The following is a 19605-nucleotide window of genomic DNA, read 5'->3' as shown; positions in this document are numbered from 1 at the left end:
ATTTTTTACCTCTATTATTTTATTGGTTTAGTGGAAACATAACGTTCACTGTACAACCGTTGTCTATTTCTGAAGTTATGGATAGCTTGCCATGAACGCAGTTTGCACGTTCTTGCATGATCCTTAACCCATAATGATTTATTTTTTCTTCTGCAGGATCAAATCCTACGCCATCGTCTTCAATGTTAATGCAGCCTTGCTCACCTTCTTGAAAACACGTAATGATAATATTATCAGCTTTTGAGTGTTTGATGGCATTTAATGTCGCTTCTCTTATCAATTGTAGTAAATGAACATGTTGTTGAGCATTTATAGGCAAAGAAGGAAGCTCATTATTTAAATGAATATTTATCTTAGTTTGTGAGGCTAAGGTTGTCATGATTTCTTGTAAGGCTTCACCAAAGTGAGCTTTATTAATGGTTAATCTAAATGTATTTAATAGCCCTCGCAATTGACTATATGCACTTTTAAGGCCTTCATCTAATTCCACTAGTGTAGTACTTGTATTTATACAATCACATTTTTCTAATTGGCGCTTTAATAGTGTTGTCTGAATCTTCAAATAAGAAAGAGACTGAGCTAAAGAGTCATGAAGCTCACGAGCGATGGTTGAACGCTCTTCTAATAAAATGAGTTGGTGTGTTTGTTTTTGTGCTTGGTTATAGAAAATACCACGAGCCAAAATATTTGAAATATTGATGATTAATTTCTGATCTGGGCAAGGAAGTGACACTTGCCATAATAAATAACCTAATTGCTCGCCATCAATACATAACTCCTGAAGACTCCATGGTGATTCGTCAGGTTCACCGCTTGTTATCTCCCAATCGCCACCTGATTCCTCTTCAACAATTAGGCGTGCGCTGATAACCCCTTCAATATTCGTAAAGGTATCAAGAATGTTTTTAAACGCTTGTTCATCCAGTTGTGATGCCGAGAGTTGTTGAGAGCATTGATACAAGATCATTAATGAGCGATTAGCTTGACTGAGTTTCTTGGTTTTATCTTCAACTCGATTTTCTAATTCTCGGTAGCTTAAATCGACTTGTCTTGTCATGTGATTAAATGCATTTCCTAGCTGGCCTAATTCATTATCACTATTTAAATCCACCTGAACTGAATAGTTTCCTTTTGTCATAGCATGGCTCGCCGCGACTAGGTGATGTAAGGGGCTCACGATTTTTCTTTGAGTGAAAAAAATAATAAAAATACTTGAGAAGACAATCAGTGATAAGCCAAGAGCACCAATAAGAGAAAGTAATTGAAGCTTTCTTTCTGAAAATTCTTGTAAACGAAAAACAAAATGATCAATTTCATCAACGAAAAGGGAGACTTTGTTTAAATAAATTTGTTTGTTGTCGCTTAATAATGATGGCTGTAAGGAAAGCCATTGTAGTCGGATGTCTTCGTAATAATCTTCAATATCATCAGGAACAAACCATTGGTCTAGTGATTTAAATGAAGGGGATTCTATCGACTGTGAAAACTTTTCTAAATGTTCAATCAGTTTTGGGGAGTCTGTTTCAATATCATAGGCTAGACGGTAGCTTTGCATACGTAATGAGCCAGCAATATTGACCGCTTCTGCGTCTTTTAAACTAGAAGAAAGTGTGATTAAAGCCAAACTTGTTGTGATGATGGAGATCACAACAATCAATAACATCACTTGCGCTATGGTTTTTGTTAAAATTGAGGTCTTGGTATGTTTCATGTTTGTTAATTGTGACCTATGATTAAAAGAAGCAAATGGGATCTATTTTGTTGTTTTTATTTATTTTAAAAATTGATCTAAAACAAAATTCCCCTATGTTTAACCATTATGGGGTATATCAATAAATATGACAAAATTTAAAATTCAACATATAAAAATGTTAATGAATAACTGAGGTTATGAATAGATGAGTCAAGATAATGCAATTGACCATTCTAAGCGAGGATTTTTTCGCCGTTTATCTTCTCAAAAAAAAATAAATCCGTTAACACAACAGCGATTGCCTTGGGTAGAAAATGAATCAGTTTTTACCTCAAAGTGTACTCGATGTGAAAAGTGCATTAATGCATGTGAAGAAAATATTATTGTTAAAGGGGATGGTGGGTTTCCTATCGTCGATTTTACAAAAGGTGAATGTACTTTTTGTGAAGGCTGTGCAAATAGCTGCCCTGAAGCTTTATTTAATTTAACGGCTGAGCCTGTTTTCTCTCATAAAATATCTATAAATGAAAACTGTTTAGCGAAAAAATCTGTGGAATGTCGAAGTTGTAGCGATATGTGTGAAACACAAGCCATTCGTTTTCAACTTCAGTTGGGCAGCGTAGCTCAACCTAAAATTAATTTTGATGCCTGTAATGGATGTGGTGGTTGTGTTGCTGTTTGCCCTACATCTGCTATCAGCATGACACTGGAAGATAGCACATCATGTTAGAGAATTTGCCTGAAAATGAAGTTCATATTTCAAGCTTAGTGGTTCATGTAAGACCTGAGTCACTTGAAATAACAAAAGAAAAAATATTAGCACTGCCGAATACGGAAATATATGGAGAAAGTGAAGAGGGCAAGATTATTGTTGTTCTTGAAACTCAAAACCAAGGATATATCACCGATTCAATCGATAAAATAAATGACTTCGAAGACGTACTAAATGTCGCTTTAGTATTTCACCAAATCGAGCACTTTGATTCGCAATGTGAGGATGAATCATGAAAATGACAAGACGTGCGTTTGTTAAAGCAAACGCAGCAGCTTCGGCTGCAGCTGTTGCAGGGGTTACGCTACCTGCTTCAGCAACAAATTTAATCGTTAGTTCTGACCAAACAAAAATTAAATGGGATAAAGCGCCTTGTCGTTTTTGTGGTACAGGTTGTTCAGTACTTGTTGGTACTCAAAATGGTCGCGTAGTCGCGACTCAAGGTGATCCTGAAGCGCCTGTAAACAAAGGTCTTAACTGTATTAAAGGTTATTTCCTTTCTAAGATTATGTACGGTAAAGATCGTGTTCAAACGCCAATGTTGCGTATGAAAGACGGCCAATATAACAAAGATGGTGACTTTGCTCCTGTATCTTGGGATGTTGCTCTAGATACCATGGCTGAAAAATGGAAAGCGGCTCTGAAAAAACATGGTCCAACAGGTGTTGGTATGTTTGGTTCTGGTCAATGGACTGTAATGGAAGGCTATGCAGCGGTTAAGCTGATGAAAGCGGGTTTCCGTTCAAACAACATTGATCCAAATGCTCGTCACTGTATGGCATCTGCTGTAGGTGCATTTATGCGTACATTCGGTATCGATGAGCCTATGGGTTGTTATGATGATTTTGAAAACGCAGACTCGTTTGTTCTGTGGGGTTCAAACATGGCAGAAATGCACCCAGTATTATGGACTCGTATTTCAGACCGTCGTTTAAGCCATCCTCATGTAAAAGTTAATGTATTATCAACGTACTACCATCGTTCATTTGAATTAGCAGATAAAGGCTATATTTTTGAACCTCAATCTGACCTTGCTATTGCTAACTTCATTGCTAACTACATTATCCAAAATAATGCAGTTAACTGGGATTTCGTTAATAAACATACGAACTTCAAACAAGCGACGACGGATATTGGTTACGGTTTACGTGATGATGATCCTCTTCAAATGGAAGCTGCAAACCCTAACTCAGGTGCAATGTCTTCAATTAGCTTTGAAGAGTATAAAAAATCAGTAGCTCCTTATACGGCACAAAAAGCATCTGAAATGTCAGGAGTATCGGAAGAAGATCTGATTACTCTAGCTAAACAATATGCGGATCCAAAAACAAAAGTAATGTCTTTATGGACAATGGGTATGAACCAACATACTCGTGGTGTTTGGATGAACAGCCTTGTTTATAACATTCACTTACTTACTGGTAAGATCGCAACACCTGGTAACAGCCCATTCTCTCTTACAGGCCAACCATCTGCGTGTGGTACTGCTCGTGAAGTTGGTACGTTCTCGCATCGTCTACCTGCTGATATGGTGGTTGCTAACCCTAAACACCGTGCTATCTCTGAAAAAATTTGGAAACTACCTGAAGGTACTCTAAATAGTAAGCCTGGTGCTCATGCTGTTGTTCAAGATCGCATGCTAAAAGACGGTAAGATTAATGCTTACTGGGTTATGTGTAACAACAACATGCAAGCCGGTCCAAATATCAACACTGAACGTCTACCGGGTTATCGTAATCCTGAAAACTTCATTGTATGTTCAGACCCATACCCAACAGCAACTGCACAAGCGGCTGACTTGATTCTACCAACCGCAATGTGGGTAGAGAAAGAAGGTGCTTATGGTAACGCAGAGCGTCGTACTCAAGCTTGGTATCAACAAGTACAAGCAAAAGGCGAAGCAAAATCTGATTTATGGCAAATCATGGAGTTCTCAAAACGCTTCAAAGTTGAAGAAGTGTGGGGCGAAGAGCTAGTAGCAAAAGCGCCTGAATACCGTGGTAAAACAATGTATGACATTTTGTTCAAAAATGGTCAAGTTGATGCCTTCCCATTATCAGAAGCGCAAGAGCTTAATGATGATGCTAAAGCTCAAGGCTTCTATGTTCAAAAAGGTTTGTTTGAAGAATATGCAAGTTTCGGTCGTGGTCATGGACACGATTTAGCACCGTACGATACCTATCACACAGTTCGTGGTCTACGCTGGCCTGTTGTTGATGGTAAAGAAACGCTATGGCGCTTTAAAGAAGGTTCAGATCCATATGCGAAGAAAGGATCAGACTGGGATTTCTATGGTAAACCTGATGGTAAAGCCTTAATTATCTCTGCACCATATGAAGCGCCACCTGAAGTGCCAAATGATGAGTTTGATATGTGGTTATGTACAGGTCGTGTTCTTGAGCACTGGCATACAGGTACCATGACTCGTCGTGTTCCTGAACTGTATAAAGCCGTTCCTGATGCGCTTTGTTATATCCATCCAGCAGATGCGAAAAAACGTAATTTACGTCGTGGAGATGAAGTTCTAATCTCAAACAAACGTGGTGAAGTACGAGTTCGTGTTGAAACTCGTGGCCGTAACCGTCCGCCAGAAGGATTGGTATTCGTACCATTCTTTGATGCTCGCATCTTAATTAACAAGTTGATTCTAGACGCAACTGATCCGCTATCTAAGCAGACAGACTTTAAGAAGTGTCCAGTTAAAATCACTAAAATTGCTTAATTAATAAATTGATGAGTTGCTAGTCTACTGGCTAGTGACTTGTTTTAGAGTTTGCCTTAAGGCGGAGAAATTAGAATGAAAAAGTTCATTATAGCGCTTATGTCAGCAGGACTATTGTTCACTGGCGCAGTACAAGCAGAAGCAGAACAAGGTTCTGAGCTGCATAATCCAGGTGGCATTGGTGGTGTTGAATCATTACGTGGTGCTTCAGAGTTAGAAGCAACACGTCCAGCGGATGATTTTAAGCGTTTTCCACGTGATCACGCTTTAGACAGTGACTATGTATATCAACCACCTTTGGTTCCTCATACGATTCGCAATTATGAAGTATCGTTGAATGCCAATAAGTGTTTGTCTTGTCATAGCTGGAAAAATGCAAAAGAAATGGGGGCAACTAAGATTAGTGTGACTCATTACGTAAACCGTGAAGATGCAGTGCTTTCTGATGTATCTCCTCGTCGTTACTTCTGTCTACAATGTCACGTTCCTCAAGCGGATGCAAAACCACTAGTAGAGAACGAATTTGAACGTGTGGACTCATTGCGCTAGTCGATAGCCAATAAAGTTAAGAGAGGCTATACATGAAATTATTAAAAGCATTTTGGAAGCGTTTTTCGTCTCCTAGTAAAGCTGCAGTAGGCATAGTTCTATTTATGGGCTTTATGGGCGGCTTGCTTTTCTGGGGCGCATTTAACACTGGTATGGAAGCAACCAATACAGAAGAGTTCTGTTCTGGTTGTCACGCTCCAATTGTTAAGGAAATCCAAGAGACGATTCACTATTCAAACCGTTCAGGTGTACGTGCTATCTGTTCTGATTGTCACGTTCCGCATAACTGGACAGATAAGATTGTACGTAAAGTACAGGCATCGAAAGAGTTATTTGCTCATTATGTGACGAAAACTATCGATACAGAAGAGAAGTTTAAAGAACGTCGAGCTCACTTGGCAGAGCGTGAGTGGCATCGAATGAAAGAGAATAATTCTCAAGAATGTCGTAATTGTCATGAGTTTGATTATATGGATTTCTCAGAGCAAGGCCCACGTAGTGCTAAACAACACTCAACGGCGTTAGCATCAGGTGAAAAAACGTGTGTAGATTGTCATAAAGGCATCGCACATAAATTACCTGATATGTCTGGTATTGAAGGTTGGTAAGGAGATAGCATGAGTACATTAGAATCAGTGATTTGGCATACTCTAGGTTACGCTGCGATGCCAGCTATTATTCTAGGCGGTTTTGCTGCGGTATCTGTGTTTTCAATTTGGCTATTGTCATTGAAATCAGATAAAGAGTAATCGTTTAAATTACGAATTAACTCGATGAATAGAGAGATGGGTATGATATGCCCATCTCTTTTTTATATGTCGAAATTTGGGGATTAAAATCCTAAAACCGTATAATAAATAAAAGCGGCCCAACTGACAGCTAGTAAGATCCATGGTAGCGCTTTGTTTGATTCGTTATTAATGTATTCTTGTTGTGCTTGTTTATCTTCTATATCGGATAGTTTTACGTTATTTTGCTTGGTTCGTTGCGTTTTTTTCTTTTGCTTATCCGCTTCTCTTGCCTTTTCCTTCTGTTGTTTCTTATAAAGAGCAATGCCTTTTTCGATTCCCTGTGCAATCAATTTAGTTTGCTCTTTTGTTTGAGCTGGTTTTTGTGTAGCTTTAGCTATCTTCATTGCTTCTTGTTGAGATTCGATTGATACGGAATCTTTTGTTTTTTTGTAGTTTGTCATATTTGCTCTTAACTATTTTTATTTGAGTTTATATTCACACATTATTGAAAGGTAAACGATACAAAGTGTGACGGCAATATAGATTTTGATCTTTGAGGTGTATCTAGCTCAAAGTTTTAATTTTATCCAATCGTTATTTTTAAACATTTCAGTAAGCTGAACAAGTCTACTGAGAAGGTTGTTAGTTAATTTTAAGGTAGAAATATGCAGTATTCTTTTGATGCATATGATGAACATGGGTGGTTAAAGCCACCTCTTTGGTTGTGGTTTGGATGGGCGATTTTAATTCGCTCTGTTGTGGTTTTTGTTATGGCTGGTGCGAGTCGAGAACAAGGCACCGATTTATTAGCCTTGTTTTATCCTAGCCATGCGCATTTGTATACGAGTTTATGCTTAAGTCTACCTATATTGTTTTATATGTGGCTAAGCAGTTTCAAAAAGCCCACACGGCCTTTTATGCTGACTCTTTGGAAGCAAGGACGGTGGCTAACCATTGTGATGGTTTTAATTGACCTTTCAATGTTAATTCAATCGGTTATTGTTAATCGAGGAGAGTTTCAGCCAGGAAGTGCAATGATTATCTTACTTCTTAGCTGGTTTCTTATATTTTTATGTCGCAGTAAACGAGTAAAGATATGCTTTAGTCTGACTTAATGAGAGGGGGCAGACAATGGATCTATCAACAGGTGCATTATTATTTAGTGCGTTATTAAGCCCGCTAGCAATGGCGGATTGGCAATTGGATTTAGGGGTTGAGATTAATCGACCAGATTTACAACGCATAACAAATTCATCAGCTTCTCTTGTTTTAGGTGAAGAAACGTTAGTTTTCAATTCAATAGATAAGCAATCTCAAGTGCAGGCTTGGGCTGAGCTAAAAAATATTGATGCTGAAAATGTAGAAATCGCTTTTCGAGTAACAGAAGAAGAGGGAGAAGGTAAGATCAGAACATTATGTGCGCCAACGATTATTACTAAGTTAAATAATCAGGAGTCATATATGGTCTCTGATTCATCAGTAAATGAAACAGTGAAACTTTCAGTGGAAGTAATTTCTTCATAAACTCTTATTTTTTATCAAACAATCTTATGTTTTATTGCATATAATGGACTCAGTTAATTCAAAATAGAAAGGAACTGAGTTCATGTCTTACACTCCTCAAACGGCTCTACTGCCAGAACCAGATCGATTTGCATTATACGTTACATTAAATATTAAAAGTAATCCTCAGCTTGTATTGGAACAGCTGCAAACGCTTCCCGCTTTGATCATTGAATTAAATGAAAATCAGCCAGACGCGAACTTAAGTAGCGCAGTTTCTTTTGGTGCTGAATTCTGGTCAACGTTATCTGCACCTATGCCTTCTGAATTGGCTAAATTTAAGCAATTAGGAAAAGGCGATATTATTGCCCCTGCAACACATGGGGATGTATTAATTCACCTTCACTCAAATCGTCATGATTTACATTTTTATATCTTACGTAAATTAATGAATGTGATTTCTGAGCATGTAGAAATTAAAGAAGAAGTATCGGGCTTTCGTTTCCTTGATTCACGCGATATGACGGATTTCGTTGATGGTACAGAGAATCCAAAAAATGAAGCTCGTGCTGAAGTTGCATTGATTGCAGATGGTGAGTTTGCTGGCGGTAGTTACATGATGTGTCAACGCTTTGTACATAAATTACCAGCATGGAACCGTTTGTCTGTTTCTGCACAAGAAAAGGTTATTGGCCGTACGAAACCAGATTCAATTGAGTTAGATGATGTTCCAGCAGCCTCACACGTAGGTCGCGTTGATATTAAGGAAAATGGTAAGGGTGTTAAGATTTTACGCCACAGCTTGCCTTACGGTTCGGTTTCTGGGGATCATGGCTTACTGTTTATCGCTTATTGTAAAACGGTTCATAACTTCCAAGTAATGCTTGATAGCATGTACGGAGAAGTCGATGGAAAAACTGATCAACTATTACGTTTTACCGATGCTGTAACTGGTGGCTATTTCTTTGCTCCATCACAAGAGATGTTCGCTGAATTAAACGTAAAATAGTGCCAATAAAGTAGAGGGATTGCAGGATTCCTCTTTTTCATAGCAAGCAGATACAAAAAGGCCGCTGTTTTCTTTGAGATAACAGCGGCCTTTTTATTGTCTTTAATTAACTAAAGTTATCTATTAAAGATTACTTAGTTACTTTAAGAACTGGAGATTCACCAACAGTAACAGCACCAGAAAGCTTAGTAAGCTCTTTGATTTCGTCCATGTTAGAGATAACAACTGGAGTAAGCGTTGATTTAGCTTTTTCTTCAAGAACAGCTAGATCGAATTCGATGATAGTGTCACCAGCTTTAACTTCTTGACCTTCTTCAGCGATACGAGTGAAGCCTTCGCCTTTAAGTTCAACTGTATCAATACCGAAGTGAACGAAAAGCTCGATGCCGTCGTTAGATTCGATAGAGAAAGCGTGGTTAGTTTCAAAGATTTTACCGATTGTACCGTTTACTGGAGCAACCATTTTGTTACCAGCAGGTTTGATCGCAATACCGTCACCAACGATTTTTTCAGCGAACACTACGTCTGGCACATCTTCGATGTTTACAATTTCACCAGAAAGAGGTGCGATGATGTCGATTGCACCAGCGTCAGCGCTTTCAGAAGAAAATGCGCTTTTAATTTTGTCAAACAGACCCATTGTGTAGCTCCCTAAAGTTTATATTAAATAGCCACTAAACTTAGTGGCTATATTTAATTCTTTGCAACTATACTATTACTTAGTATTTTCTGCGATAAATTTTTCAACATGTGCTTCAATTTCTGCTGCAGTAGGCATTTGAAGAGCTTCATCAGCCATCTTCTTAACATCTGCAAACGTTGCGTTACGAACAATTTTCTTAACGCGAGGAATTGAAATACCACTCATGCTGAACTCATCTAAGCCCATACCTAGAAGAAGTAGGCTCGCACGCTCATCACCTGCTAGCTCACCACACATACCAGTCCATTTACCTTCTTTGTGAGAAGCATCGATTACTTGCTTGATTACAAGCAGAACCGCTGGAGATAGAGGGTTATATAGGTGAGAAATCATTTCGTTACCACGATCAACAGCAAGAGTGTATTGTGTTAAGTCGTTAGTACCGATAGAGAAGAAGCTCACTTCTTTAGCTAAGTGGTGTGCAATCGCTGCTGCTGCAGGAGTTTCAACCATTACACCGATCTCGATGCTTTCGTCAAATGCATGACCTTCAGCACGAAGTTCTGCTTTGTATTCTTCAATTGCTTTCTTCAGTTCACGGATTTCTTCAACAGAAATGATCATTGGGAACATGATGCGTAGCTTACCGTGTGCTGATGCACGTAGAATACCACGTAATTGGTCACGTAGGATTTCACGACGGTCTAAGCTGATACGAACCGCACGCCAACCTAGGAACGGGTTCATTTCTTCTGGAAGATCCATGTATGGTAGATCTTTATCACCACCGATATCCATTGTACGGATGATCACTGGTTCACCATGCATCGCTTCTGCTACTTCTTTGTAAGCAACATATTGCTCTTCTTCTGTAGGAAGTGCATCACGATCCATGAATAGGAATTCTGTACGATACAGACCAACACCTTCACCACCGTTACGGATGATACCGTCACAGTCTTTAACTGTACCGATGTTACCGCAAACTTCTACTTGGTGACCATCTAGAGTGATAGCTGGTAGGTCTTTAAGTTTTGCTAACTCTTCTTTTTCTGCAACTAAGTCGTCACGGATTTTTTTAGATTCAGTTAGTTCAGCTTCTGATGGGTTGATAACAATTTTGTTGTTAACCGCATCAAGAATTAGCATGTCGCCATTTTTCACTTGCTTAGTGATATCGTTAGTACCAACGATAGCAGGAAGCTCAAGAGAACGCGCCATGATAGATGTATGAGATGTACGACCACCGATGTCACAAGCAAAACCAAGAACGTAGTCTAGGTTGATTTGTGCTGTTTCAGAAGGAGTAAGGTCGTTAGCAACTAGGATTACTTTCTCATTGATGTCACTTAGTGAAACAATGTTGATGCCTAGTGCGTTTTTAACAAAGCGGCTACCGATATCGCGGATATCTGTAGCACGCTCTTTTAGATAATCATCATCTAATGACTCTAGTGCACACGCTTGCTCTTCAATTACAGAGTGAATAGCAAAGTCTGCAGCCATTTTATCATCTTTAATAAGGGCTAAGATTTCTTCTTCTAGCTCTTCATCTTCAAGAAGCATAATGTGCCCCTCAAAAATAGCTTCTTTTTCTTCGCCGAAAGTTGCTAGCGCTTTTGCTTTGATAGCTTCTAATTGCTCAGAAGACTTATTACGAGCATCAAAGAAACGTTGAACTTCTGTTTCTACTTGAGAATCAGAGATTGGAGTTTTGTTTAGGACAATTTCATCTTCCTGAAGTAGTAGTGCTTTACCGAAAGCAATACCTGGAGATGCTAGAATGCCAGAAATCATAGCTTTACCTTAAAATTGATCAAATTAGAGAATGAAAATAATAAAGAAAAGCTGATTAGTGCAGCTCGTCCATTAGTTTAACTAGGTGGTCTACAGCTTCTTTCTCTTGTGCGCCTTCAGCAGAGATAGTTACGTTAGTACCTTTAGTTAGACCTAAAGTTTGTAGTTTGAAAAGGCTAGTAGCACTTGCACTTTTACCGTTAGAAGTAACAGTGATTTTTGCATCAAAACCTTTCGCTTCTTTAACGAACTGAGCCGCTGGACGAGTGTGAAGGCCGTTTTCTGCAGTGATTACTACGTCTTGTGAATACATTGTGTATACCCCGATTTATATTTTATGTTGAAATTAGTGTCGTTAACCAATTCGGTTTGCGCACGTACTTTCGCACATCATAGACCTAGAAACAATCTATCTTCAACGAAATTAGTTAACGACAGTAATTTATACATTCTTTCTTATTTTGTAATATTAAGCTAGTTCAAAATTGTTACTTTGTATTCAAGTGTAATTATTTTACACCTAAAAATAAAGTGGCTTGATTATTACTAAGGAGGGAAATGAAATCAACAAAAAAACCCCAGAAGGGGCTTTTTTGGATAAAAAATTGATTTGAACACATAGATGTTACAAATTTATTGCTCGTTTTCTTGTTCAGTAAACAAGCCTGCAAACAATGCGGTACTTAAATAACGCTCACCAGAACTTGGTAACACAACAACAATTTGTTTATCAGCAAATTCAGGTAATTCCGCGATGCGATTAGCTGCAACTACTGCTGCACCAGAAGAAATACCAGCAAGAATGCCTTCTTCTTCCATTAATCGGCGAGCCATTTCAATAGCTTCTTCAGAAGTAACAGCTTCAACACGGTCAATTAATGTTAGATCTAAGTTACCAGGAATGAAACCTGCACCAATACCTTGGATTTTATGAGGAGCTGGTTTGATCTCTTCACCTGCTAAAGCTTGAGCGATTACTGGTGATTCAGCTGGCTCTACTGCCACAGACAGAACGGCTTTATTTTGAGTGTGTTTTAGGTAACGACTAGTACCTGTTAATGTACCGCCAGTACCAACACCAGCTACAAATACGTCAACATTTCCATCTGTAGCTTCCCAGATCTCTGGTCCAGTTGTTTTTTCATGAATAGCAGGGTTTGCTGGGTTATTAAATTGTTGAAGTAGCAGGTACTTACTTGGATCGCTTGCAACAATTTCTTCTGCTTTAGCAATGGCGCCACCCATTCCTTTAGGGGCTTCTGTTAATACAAGATTTGCACCTAATGCTTTAAGTAGCTTACGACGCTCAAGGCTCATTGAGGCTGGCATCGTTAGCGTTAGTTTATAACCACGAGCGGCAGCTACGAAGGCAAGAGCAATACCAGTATTACCTGATGTTGGTTCAACCAATTCAACTCCGTCTTTTAATGTGCCCGCTTTTTCTGCTTCCCAAATCATGTTTGCGCCAATACGACATTTAACGCTAAAGCTTGGGTTGCGCGCTTCTACTTTGGCTAAAACGTTACCTTTACTTACGCGATTTAGGCGAACAAGTGGGGTATTACCAATAGTTTGAGAATTATCTTCGTAAATCTTTGTCATGATCTGTTCCTTCATTTCACGGTCAGCGTGATTATATAAATTATTTTTAACTCAATTTGAGTAACTCAACACAACTAGAATACGAAGAGTTTCTAAAATGAGAAAGGATCAAAAGGTTATAAGTTATGGATTAACGGTTTTTATGTGTATCACGGTAAACATCAACCCACATAGCGGTTGCCCCACAAACTGCGATTGGCATAACAAATAGGTTTAGGATTGGCGTCATTGTAAAAAGTGTTACAAGAGAACCAAAGGATAAACATTTGCCACGTTTTGTTTTTAGCTCATCTCTCATTGTTTCAAAAGGCACTTTGTGGTTATCAAATGGGTAATCACAATATTGAATAGCCATCATCCAAGCGGTAAATAAAAACCATAAAACAGGTGCAATGCTTTGACCGATAGCAGGGATAAAAAAGAGAATAAATAGGCCTAATGCTTTAGGTATATAGTATTTTAGCTTTTGCCATTCACGTTTGAAGATACGAGGTAAGTCTTTTACCGCATCTAACACTCCGCCACTTGGTGCAGGTTGACCTGTTAGTTTTGCTTCAAGATGTTCAGCAAGCAATCCATTAAAAGGAGCTGCAATCCAATTTGCTAATGTACTAAAGAAGTATGAGAAGACGGCCAATATACTGATGACAATTAAAGGCCACAATAAATAAGATAACCAATCTAACCAACTTGGAATCTGAGCTAGAATTTGGTCAATCCAACTACCAATTTGATTAAATAAATAAATAAAAGAGCCACCAAGCAATAAGAAATTAATCAATAAAGGGATAAAAACAAATCGACGCAAGCCTGGTGTCATTGCTAATGAAATGCCTTTTAAAAAGTATTGAACCCCAGATTGAGATTGTTTAAACGAATTCATAATTTGTATTTTACTGTGTGGGTGTTGAGTTCACTATACTCAAAAATTGAGACAAATAAATGAAATATGAGCAAATAAAGTTCCACTAAACAGTTCAAATGTAAGATTTATGTCACCACTTTCATTTTGTTATTCAACAATAGGGTTATTATTTGGTACATTACAGGAAAGTAGTGGTAGATTAGTGATAATAACTAAACTACATTCATATGATAGTTGATATAAGCTTTCTTATTTTTTATCTAAGAGAAAGCTCAATAAAGCAGAAGAGCAGAGAGTTAACGATGCAAGAATTGCGATTAGTGTTGATACTTGTTGGAGCATTGGCCATTGCGGCATTATTGTTTCATGGCTTGTGGACAAGTCGAAAAGAAACGAGCTCAAAATTTGGAAAGAAAGTAGACATAGATTTTGATTCAGACGTTGATGATGAACAAGCTGCTCCTATGCGTGGGTTTGATCAACCAAAAGAAGATGTGATTGTTCAGAAAGAGCGAAAAGAGCCCGCTTTTGCTCGAGAAGAGGTTTCTACTTCTGATGACCCATTATTTGAAGGTACTGTTTCTTCTGAATCAAATAAGTTTACGGAACAAGAAAAACCAACGGTACAACAAGTGCAACCTCAGCCGGTAACACAACAAGTGCAAGAGCCGGCAGTAGGTCGTATTGAACCAGAAGTTAAGCCTGTTGCATCGGTTAAAAGAGAAGAACCAACTATTTCTTTTTCTGCCATTGATGATGAAGTGTTAACTCAGCCAGAGTCTATTCAAGCTAAGGTCGATATCCCTGAAACATCGACTTGCTTAGAACCTGAAATTATTATTGAAGAACCAGAACCAGAACCAGAACCAGAACCAGAACCAGAAGAGGATGTTATTGTAATTAATGTCCATGGTATGGGAAGTGATAGATTCAGCGGTAATCGTCTCTTTAATAGTTTAGAGCAAAATGGTCTTGTATTTGGTGATATGGCTATTTATCACCGTCACTCTGATTTATCTGGTGCTGGAAAAGTCTTATTTAGTGTAGCGAATATGGTATCTCCTGGACATTTCCAAGTTCCTGAAGGTGAAGAGTTCTCAACACCAGGGATTTCGTTTTTCTTACCGCTTCCATGCTATGGTGATGCGGAGCATAACTTTAAGTTGATGCTACAAACGGCTCAAATGGTAAGTTCAGAATTAGGTGGTAATGTTTTGGATGAGAAACGCGATATGCTGACACCAAATAAAATTGATGAATATAAGCAGCGTGTAAAAGTATTCTGCCGTAAATAGCCTATCTGCTATAGAATTAGAACTAATGAGAAAGGCTCATCATGAGCCTTTTTTTTATTTTAAGAATAACCGAAAAAGAAGTTGATGAATCATGAGTATTGAACAGACATTAGATGAGTTGAAGCAACAACTTAATTACCATGCATATCGCTATTATGTAGAAGATAGCCCTGAGCTACCGGATGCTGAATATGATCGAATGATGCAGGAATTGTTATCTATTGAATCTGAACATCCTGAATTAGTTACTGTTGATTCACCAAGTCAACGAGTTGGAGGAGAGGCTTTAGATGGTTTTACTCAGATTCAACATGAGATCCCTATGCTTTCTTTGGATAATGCGTTTAGTGATGAAGAGCTAGAAGCATTTGAAAAAAGAATGAATGATCGTCTTATTTCAAAATCTGTATCTCTATTTTGTTGTGAACCTAAGTTGGATGGCTTAGCCGTTAGTCTTTTATATGTGAATGGCAAGTTAGTTCAAGCTGGTACACGTGGAGATGGTACAACAGGTGAAAATATTACTGAAAACGTAAGAACGATCCGCTGTATTCCATTAACGCTGCAAGGTGAAGGTTGGCCAACACGTTTAGAAGTGCGTGGTGAAGTATTTATGCCTAAAGCCGGTTTTGAAGCATTAAATGAGAGAGCGTTAAAACGTGGTGAAAAACCATTTGCAAACCCACGTAATGCAGCTGCGGGTAGTTTACGTCAATTAGATTCTAAAATAACAGCAACACGTCCACTTAGTTTTTATGCATACAGTGTTGGGGTGATTGAAGGTGGTGAACTAGAAACAAGTCATTACCAGCGTTTTGTTCAGCTTAAAGGCTGGGGTCTTCCAATGTGTGAAGAAACGAAGCAATGTCATTCATTGAAAGAAGTTAAAGCGTATTACAAAGACATACTTGAGCGTCGTGATGCTCTGAAATATGAAATTGATGGTGTAGTAATAAAAGTCGATGACATTGCTCTCCAAGAACAATTGGGCTTTGTTGCGCGAGCGCCTCGTTGGGCGATTGCGTATAAATTTCCAGCCCAAGAAGAATTGACCATTCTAAATGATGTGGAATTCCAAGTCGGCCGTACTGGCGCAATTACACCGGTAGCGAAACTTGAACCCGTTTTTGTTGGTGGTGTAACCGTAAGTAATGCCACATTGCATAATGCCGATGAAATCGCACGTTTAGGTGTTCATATTGGTGATACGGTTATTATTCGTCGAGCTGGTGATGTGATCCCACAAATTGTTTCTGTCGTAGAAGCTCGTCGTCCTATAGATAGTAAAGCCATTGTTTATCCAACCCATTGCCCTGTATGTGATTCTAACCTTGAAAGAGTTGAAGGTGAGGCGGTTACTCGTTGTGGAGCAGGATTAGTCTGTCAAGCACAGCGTAAAGAAGCACTAAAGCATTTTGTGTCTCGTAAAGCACTCGATGTTGATGGTTTAGGCGATAAAGTTGTAGAACAGCTTGTTGATAAAGAAATGGTGGAGACGCCTGCTGATTTATTTAAACTTTCTGCGGGGGTATTGACAGTATTAGAGCGCATGGGACCTAAATCTGCGCAAAATGTAGTGGATGCACTTAATAAAGCAAAGGCGACGACATTACCGCGTTTTCTATATTCGCTAGGTATTCGAGAAGTTGGTGAGGCGACAGCAGCAAACTTAGCCGCGCATTTTTATACATTAGAAGCGATTCAAGTAGCGACATTTGAGCAACTTATTGAAGTGAGTGATGTTGGTGATATCGTCGCTAAACACGTTTTAAACTTCTTTGCAGAGCCGCATAACAAAATTGTTATTAAAGATTTACAAGAGATGGGTATCCATTGGCCTGAGATTCAAGCGCTTGATGAATCAGTACCGCAACCATTAGCAGGAAAAGTAGTGGTGCTTACCGGTACGCTTCATAAATTAAAACGTAATGAAGCTAAAGCTGCTTTACAAGAGTTAGGTGCAAAGGTAACAGGCAGTGTTTCTAAGAAAACAGATATTCTATTTGCTGGTGAAGCTGCTGGGTCTAAATTAGCGAAAGCCGAAGAACTTGGGGTTGAAGTTATGAACGAAGAACAGTTAATTGAATTATTAAATTAAGACTAATAATTTCGGTTATTAAAAAGGAGCCTTATATGGCTCCTTTTTTTATTTGTCAAAATATTAGGTTGTTTACTGTTTATTTGAAGCGAATTATTAATGACTTATCTATGCCGACAAATTAAAGTTAGTTTTTTCTTGGCTTTTCAAAATATAGAGATCTCACTCGCATTGAGTATTTTTTTATATTTATAAGTTGCTGTTTTATATGTTTAACGCTGTTTTTTATATTTTTTGATCTATTTAATTTGATCTTAATCACTAACACGAAAGAAGTTTGCGCTCGCTCATATTTTTTTTATTGGAAATTAAGTTTTTGTTTTATGTTTTTTTATGAAAGTTTAGTCTTTATTTCATGGATGCACGGAGTGTATGCAGGAAAAAATATAAGGTAATTACAATTTTTGAATTTTCCTTTTCTAATTTAAAAATTGTGTGAATGAGGAGATTTATTTATTGCTTTCGGCGGCCAACTTAAAGCCAATAAATAATGAACACAGCTATATCCATTTTTAGGAGCTTTATTCCATGGAAAACAAATTTTTTAAAACAACGTTATTAGGCGCAGCTGTTGCTTTAGCATCTGCTGGTGTAACAGCAAAAGAAGTTGGTATTAACTCTGACTTTAATGTTGAAGTGTACGGTGTTGCTGCTATATCGGTGGTTAACTACAACGTTACTGACAATGATGATGCAAGTACGGGTTTTGCTGTAGAGAATGAATCTCGAATTGGTTTCCGTGCACATAAAGAAATGTTTGAAAACGTATTGATTACAATGCAAATTGAATCAGGTTATGTTGATAATACTGATTGGCCACACGGCGGTGTTTCTGGTGGTGTTTTAGGTTTCCGTGATACGTTTATCGGTGCATCTGGTGATTGGGGTAACGTACGTGTGGGTCGTGTTCTTACTCCACTATACGAACTAGTTGACTGGCCTTTCTCTAACCCAGGTTTAGGCTCTGTATTCGATTGGGGTGGTATTGCTGGTCACTACGATCGTCAATCAAACCAAGTACGTTACGATTCTCCTAAGTTTGGTGGTTTCTCTTTTGCAGCTTCTGTTGGTCGTGATGATAATGCGAACGGTGGTGGTGCAGCGACTCGTGATTCTGCATTCGCAAGTGCTAACGCAAAATACAGCTTTGAAAAAGTAACATTAATGGGTGCGATTGAATCGGGCTCTGATTTTAATGGTGTTAAAAATCAAGATAACCAAGCGTACTTAGTAGGTATTGAAGCGTCTCTACCTGCGGGCTTTGGTTTTGCTGCTGCATATAAAATGGAAGCATTAGATAATTATGGCGGTGTAACTGGTGCGGATGTAGATCAAGGCTCTTACTCTATCATCGGTCAATACTGGAACGGTCCTGTTGGTTTCAAACTGGGTTACGCTGCTAACTTAGAAGCAGAGGTAAACAGTACAACAGTGAAAAATTCTGACAGCAACACAATTTCAGGTCAGCTAATGATGGTTCATAACGGTTTCGTACCTTACCTACGTGTAGCGGGTCGTACTGAAGGTGACAATGATACAGATATCGTAACACGTATCGGTCTAGAGTACGGCTTCTAAGAAAAGTTGTTACTTAGCTAACTTTAAAAGCGCTGGCAAACTTTGTCAGCGTTTTTTACTTTAAGAGCATTTAAAATTTAAGGTGTATTAGGATGTATAAAAGAATTTTAGGACTAAGCGTAGTATTACTTAGCGGGTGCTCTACGTTATCAAGTGATGATGATTTCAGTGATGCAATCAATGAGGTAGAAACAAAATCCACTTACGTATCAATAGAAGCTAAAAGCATCAACCCAATAGAAAATGAAGGGGTTGGAGCGAATGCCATGAGAAATACTTCTCAGTTAACGGCAAATTATGCCACAACATCTAGAGCAGTACCTGAATCGTATGTTGCTGTAGAGCTAAGTTATTTTAAAGCAAGTTACGCTTATGATTCGGTTTCATTTAATGGCACAGAAACAGATATTACAGCATATTCACCATCAACAGAATCGTGCTCAGAGCACTGTACATCAACGCAGTACTTTACATTCCCAATTGATAATAAAGACATCGAATTGTCTGCAAAAAATGGGTTAACTTATGATGTACATGCGACAAATGATACATCTAAATTGTCTTTCACTATTCCTGCTGGCTATTTCCAAGCAGTGTTAGATGAGAAAACACTTCAGCTTGAACATACTCCATCAGCAGTGCTGCAACCTGTAGCTGAAGTAAAAGTAGAACCAAAAGACTCGAAACCAGTAGAAATGAGTAAATATTGGTTTGATGAAGCAACTGTTGCAGAACAAGAGCAATTTAC

At 38.4% G+C, this 19605-nt stretch carries 20 protein-coding genes; 13 read left to right on the top strand and 7 right to left on the bottom strand.

The genetic code is table 11. From position 1 onward, the window contains the following. Positions 1–19: 19 nt before the first annotated feature. Positions 20–1711, bottom strand: a complete 1692-nt coding sequence (gene narQ / locus GNP81_RS11865; RefSeq protein WP_155669749.1) for a nitrate/nitrite two-component system sensor histidine kinase NarQ — start codon at positions 1709–1711, stop codon at positions 20–22. Between the two features lie 187 nt (positions 1712–1898). On the opposite strand from narQ, the gene napF reads away from it, so the two are divergent. From napF to GNP81_RS11835, 6 genes are all read left to right on the top strand, one after another. Next, positions 1899–2423, top strand: a complete 525-nt coding sequence (gene napF, locus GNP81_RS11860; protein WP_155669747.1) for a ferredoxin-type protein NapF — start codon at positions 1899–1901, stop codon at positions 2421–2423. Beyond that, entirely contained in the window at positions 2417–2701 is a 285-nt protein-coding gene (locus GNP81_RS11855) for a chaperone NapD (protein WP_155655381.1), read from the top strand. Before napF ends, GNP81_RS11855 begins: the two co-directional genes overlap by 7 nt. Further along, positions 2698–5187 (top strand): periplasmic nitrate reductase subunit alpha, encoded by a 2490-nt coding sequence (gene napA / locus GNP81_RS11850; RefSeq protein WP_155673330.1) that lies wholly within the window; start codon positions 2698–2700, stop codon positions 5185–5187. The genes GNP81_RS11855 and napA overlap by 4 nt, the downstream gene beginning before the upstream one ends. 75 nt (positions 5188–5262) lie before the next feature. Then, positions 5263–5736 (top strand): nitrate reductase cytochrome c-type subunit, encoded by a 474-nt coding sequence (locus tag GNP81_RS11845; RefSeq protein ID WP_011262390.1) that lies wholly within the window; start codon positions 5263–5265, stop codon positions 5734–5736. 32 nt (positions 5737–5768) lie between these two features. Then, positions 5769–6344, top strand: a complete 576-nt coding sequence (locus GNP81_RS11840) for a NapC/NirT family cytochrome c (RefSeq protein WP_005420448.1) — start codon at positions 5769–5771, stop codon at positions 6342–6344. Positions 6345–6353: 9 nt separating this feature from the next. Continuing rightward, positions 6354–6485 carry a TIGR02808 family protein gene (locus tag GNP81_RS11835; protein ID WP_005420446.1) on the top strand — a complete coding sequence of 44 codons (132 nt, stop codon included), beginning with the start codon at positions 6354–6356 and terminating at the stop codon, positions 6483–6485. 83 nt (positions 6486–6568) lie between these two features. Here the strand turns inward: GNP81_RS11835 and GNP81_RS11830 are convergent, their stop codons facing one another. Then, positions 6569–6928: a DUF2956 domain-containing protein gene (locus GNP81_RS11830; protein ID WP_005420444.1), complete on the bottom strand. Its 360-nt coding sequence runs from the start codon at positions 6926–6928 to the stop codon at positions 6569–6571. A 204-nt stretch (positions 6929–7132) separates the two neighbouring features. On the opposite strand from GNP81_RS11830, the gene GNP81_RS11825 reads away from it, so the two are divergent. The 3 genes from GNP81_RS11825 to GNP81_RS11815 all read left to right on the top strand — a co-directional run bounded on the left by GNP81_RS11825 (position 7133) and on the right by GNP81_RS11815 (position 8979). Further along, positions 7133–7582, top strand: a complete 450-nt coding sequence (locus tag GNP81_RS11825) for a DUF2919 domain-containing protein (RefSeq protein ID WP_005420443.1) — start codon at positions 7133–7135, stop codon at positions 7580–7582. 16 nt (positions 7583–7598) lie between these two features. Further along, positions 7599–7991, top strand: coding sequence for a hypothetical protein (locus GNP81_RS11820; protein ID WP_005420441.1), 393 nt, complete (start codon positions 7599–7601; stop codon positions 7989–7991). Positions 7992–8073: 82 nt separating this feature from the next. Continuing rightward, positions 8074–8979, top strand: coding sequence for a Dyp-type peroxidase (locus GNP81_RS11815; protein ID WP_155659232.1), 906 nt, complete (start codon positions 8074–8076; stop codon positions 8977–8979). A 130-nt stretch (positions 8980–9109) separates the two neighbouring features. On the opposite strand, the gene crr is transcribed toward GNP81_RS11815, so the two are convergent. From crr to cysZ, 5 genes are all read right to left on the bottom strand, one after another. After that, on the bottom strand, positions 9110–9619 hold the full coding sequence (crr, locus tag GNP81_RS11810) for a PTS glucose transporter subunit IIA (RefSeq protein WP_005420437.1): 510 nt from the start codon (positions 9617–9619) through the stop codon (positions 9110–9112). Positions 9620–9694: 75 nt separating this feature from the next. Next, complete coding sequence (gene ptsI / locus GNP81_RS11805) at positions 9695–11419, bottom strand: phosphoenolpyruvate-protein phosphotransferase PtsI (protein WP_005420436.1); 1725 nt, start codon at positions 11417–11419, stop codon at positions 9695–9697. Positions 11420–11474: 55 nt separating this feature from the next. Next, a complete protein-coding gene (gene ptsH, locus GNP81_RS11800) occupies positions 11475–11732 on the bottom strand; it encodes a phosphocarrier protein Hpr (protein WP_005420435.1) in 258 nt (85 codons plus the stop codon). 320 nt (positions 11733–12052) lie between these two features. Continuing rightward, the gene (gene cysK, locus GNP81_RS11795) at positions 12053–13021 is read right to left on the bottom strand and encodes a cysteine synthase A (RefSeq protein ID WP_155673329.1); all 969 of its coding nucleotides are present in this window, start codon (positions 13019–13021) and stop codon (positions 12053–12055) included. A 130-nt stretch (positions 13022–13151) separates the two neighbouring features. Beyond that, entirely contained in the window at positions 13152–13904 is a 753-nt protein-coding gene (gene cysZ, locus GNP81_RS11790) for a sulfate transporter CysZ (protein ID WP_011262385.1), read from the bottom strand. 284 nt (positions 13905–14188) lie between these two features. Between cysZ and zipA the strand changes: the two genes are divergently transcribed. The 4 genes from zipA to GNP81_RS19410 form a co-directional block, all read left to right on the top strand. Then, on the top strand, positions 14189–15181 hold the full coding sequence (gene zipA / locus GNP81_RS11785; RefSeq protein ID WP_196587318.1) for a cell division protein ZipA: 993 nt from the start codon (positions 14189–14191) through the stop codon (positions 15179–15181). Positions 15182–15272: 91 nt separating this feature from the next. Then, positions 15273–17279, top strand: coding sequence for an NAD-dependent DNA ligase LigA (ligA, locus tag GNP81_RS11780; RefSeq protein ID WP_155673327.1), 2007 nt, complete (start codon positions 15273–15275; stop codon positions 17277–17279). Positions 17280–17807: 528 nt separating this feature from the next. Continuing rightward, a complete protein-coding gene (locus GNP81_RS11775) occupies positions 17808–18857 on the top strand; it encodes a porin (RefSeq protein WP_155675065.1) in 1050 nt (349 codons plus the stop codon). Positions 18858–18949: 92 nt separating this feature from the next. After that, positions 18950–19605, top strand: a 656-nt coding sequence (locus GNP81_RS19410; RefSeq protein ID WP_236798300.1) for a hypothetical protein, incomplete at its 3' end; no start/stop codon positions are given.

Source organism: Aliivibrio fischeri, from assembly GCF_009727955.1.
Classification (GTDB): domain Bacteria; phylum Pseudomonadota; class Gammaproteobacteria; order Enterobacterales; family Vibrionaceae; genus Aliivibrio; species Aliivibrio fischeri_A.
The sequence above is the reverse complement of the archived record's forward strand: the minus strand, read 5'-3'. Positions and strand labels throughout refer to the sequence as shown.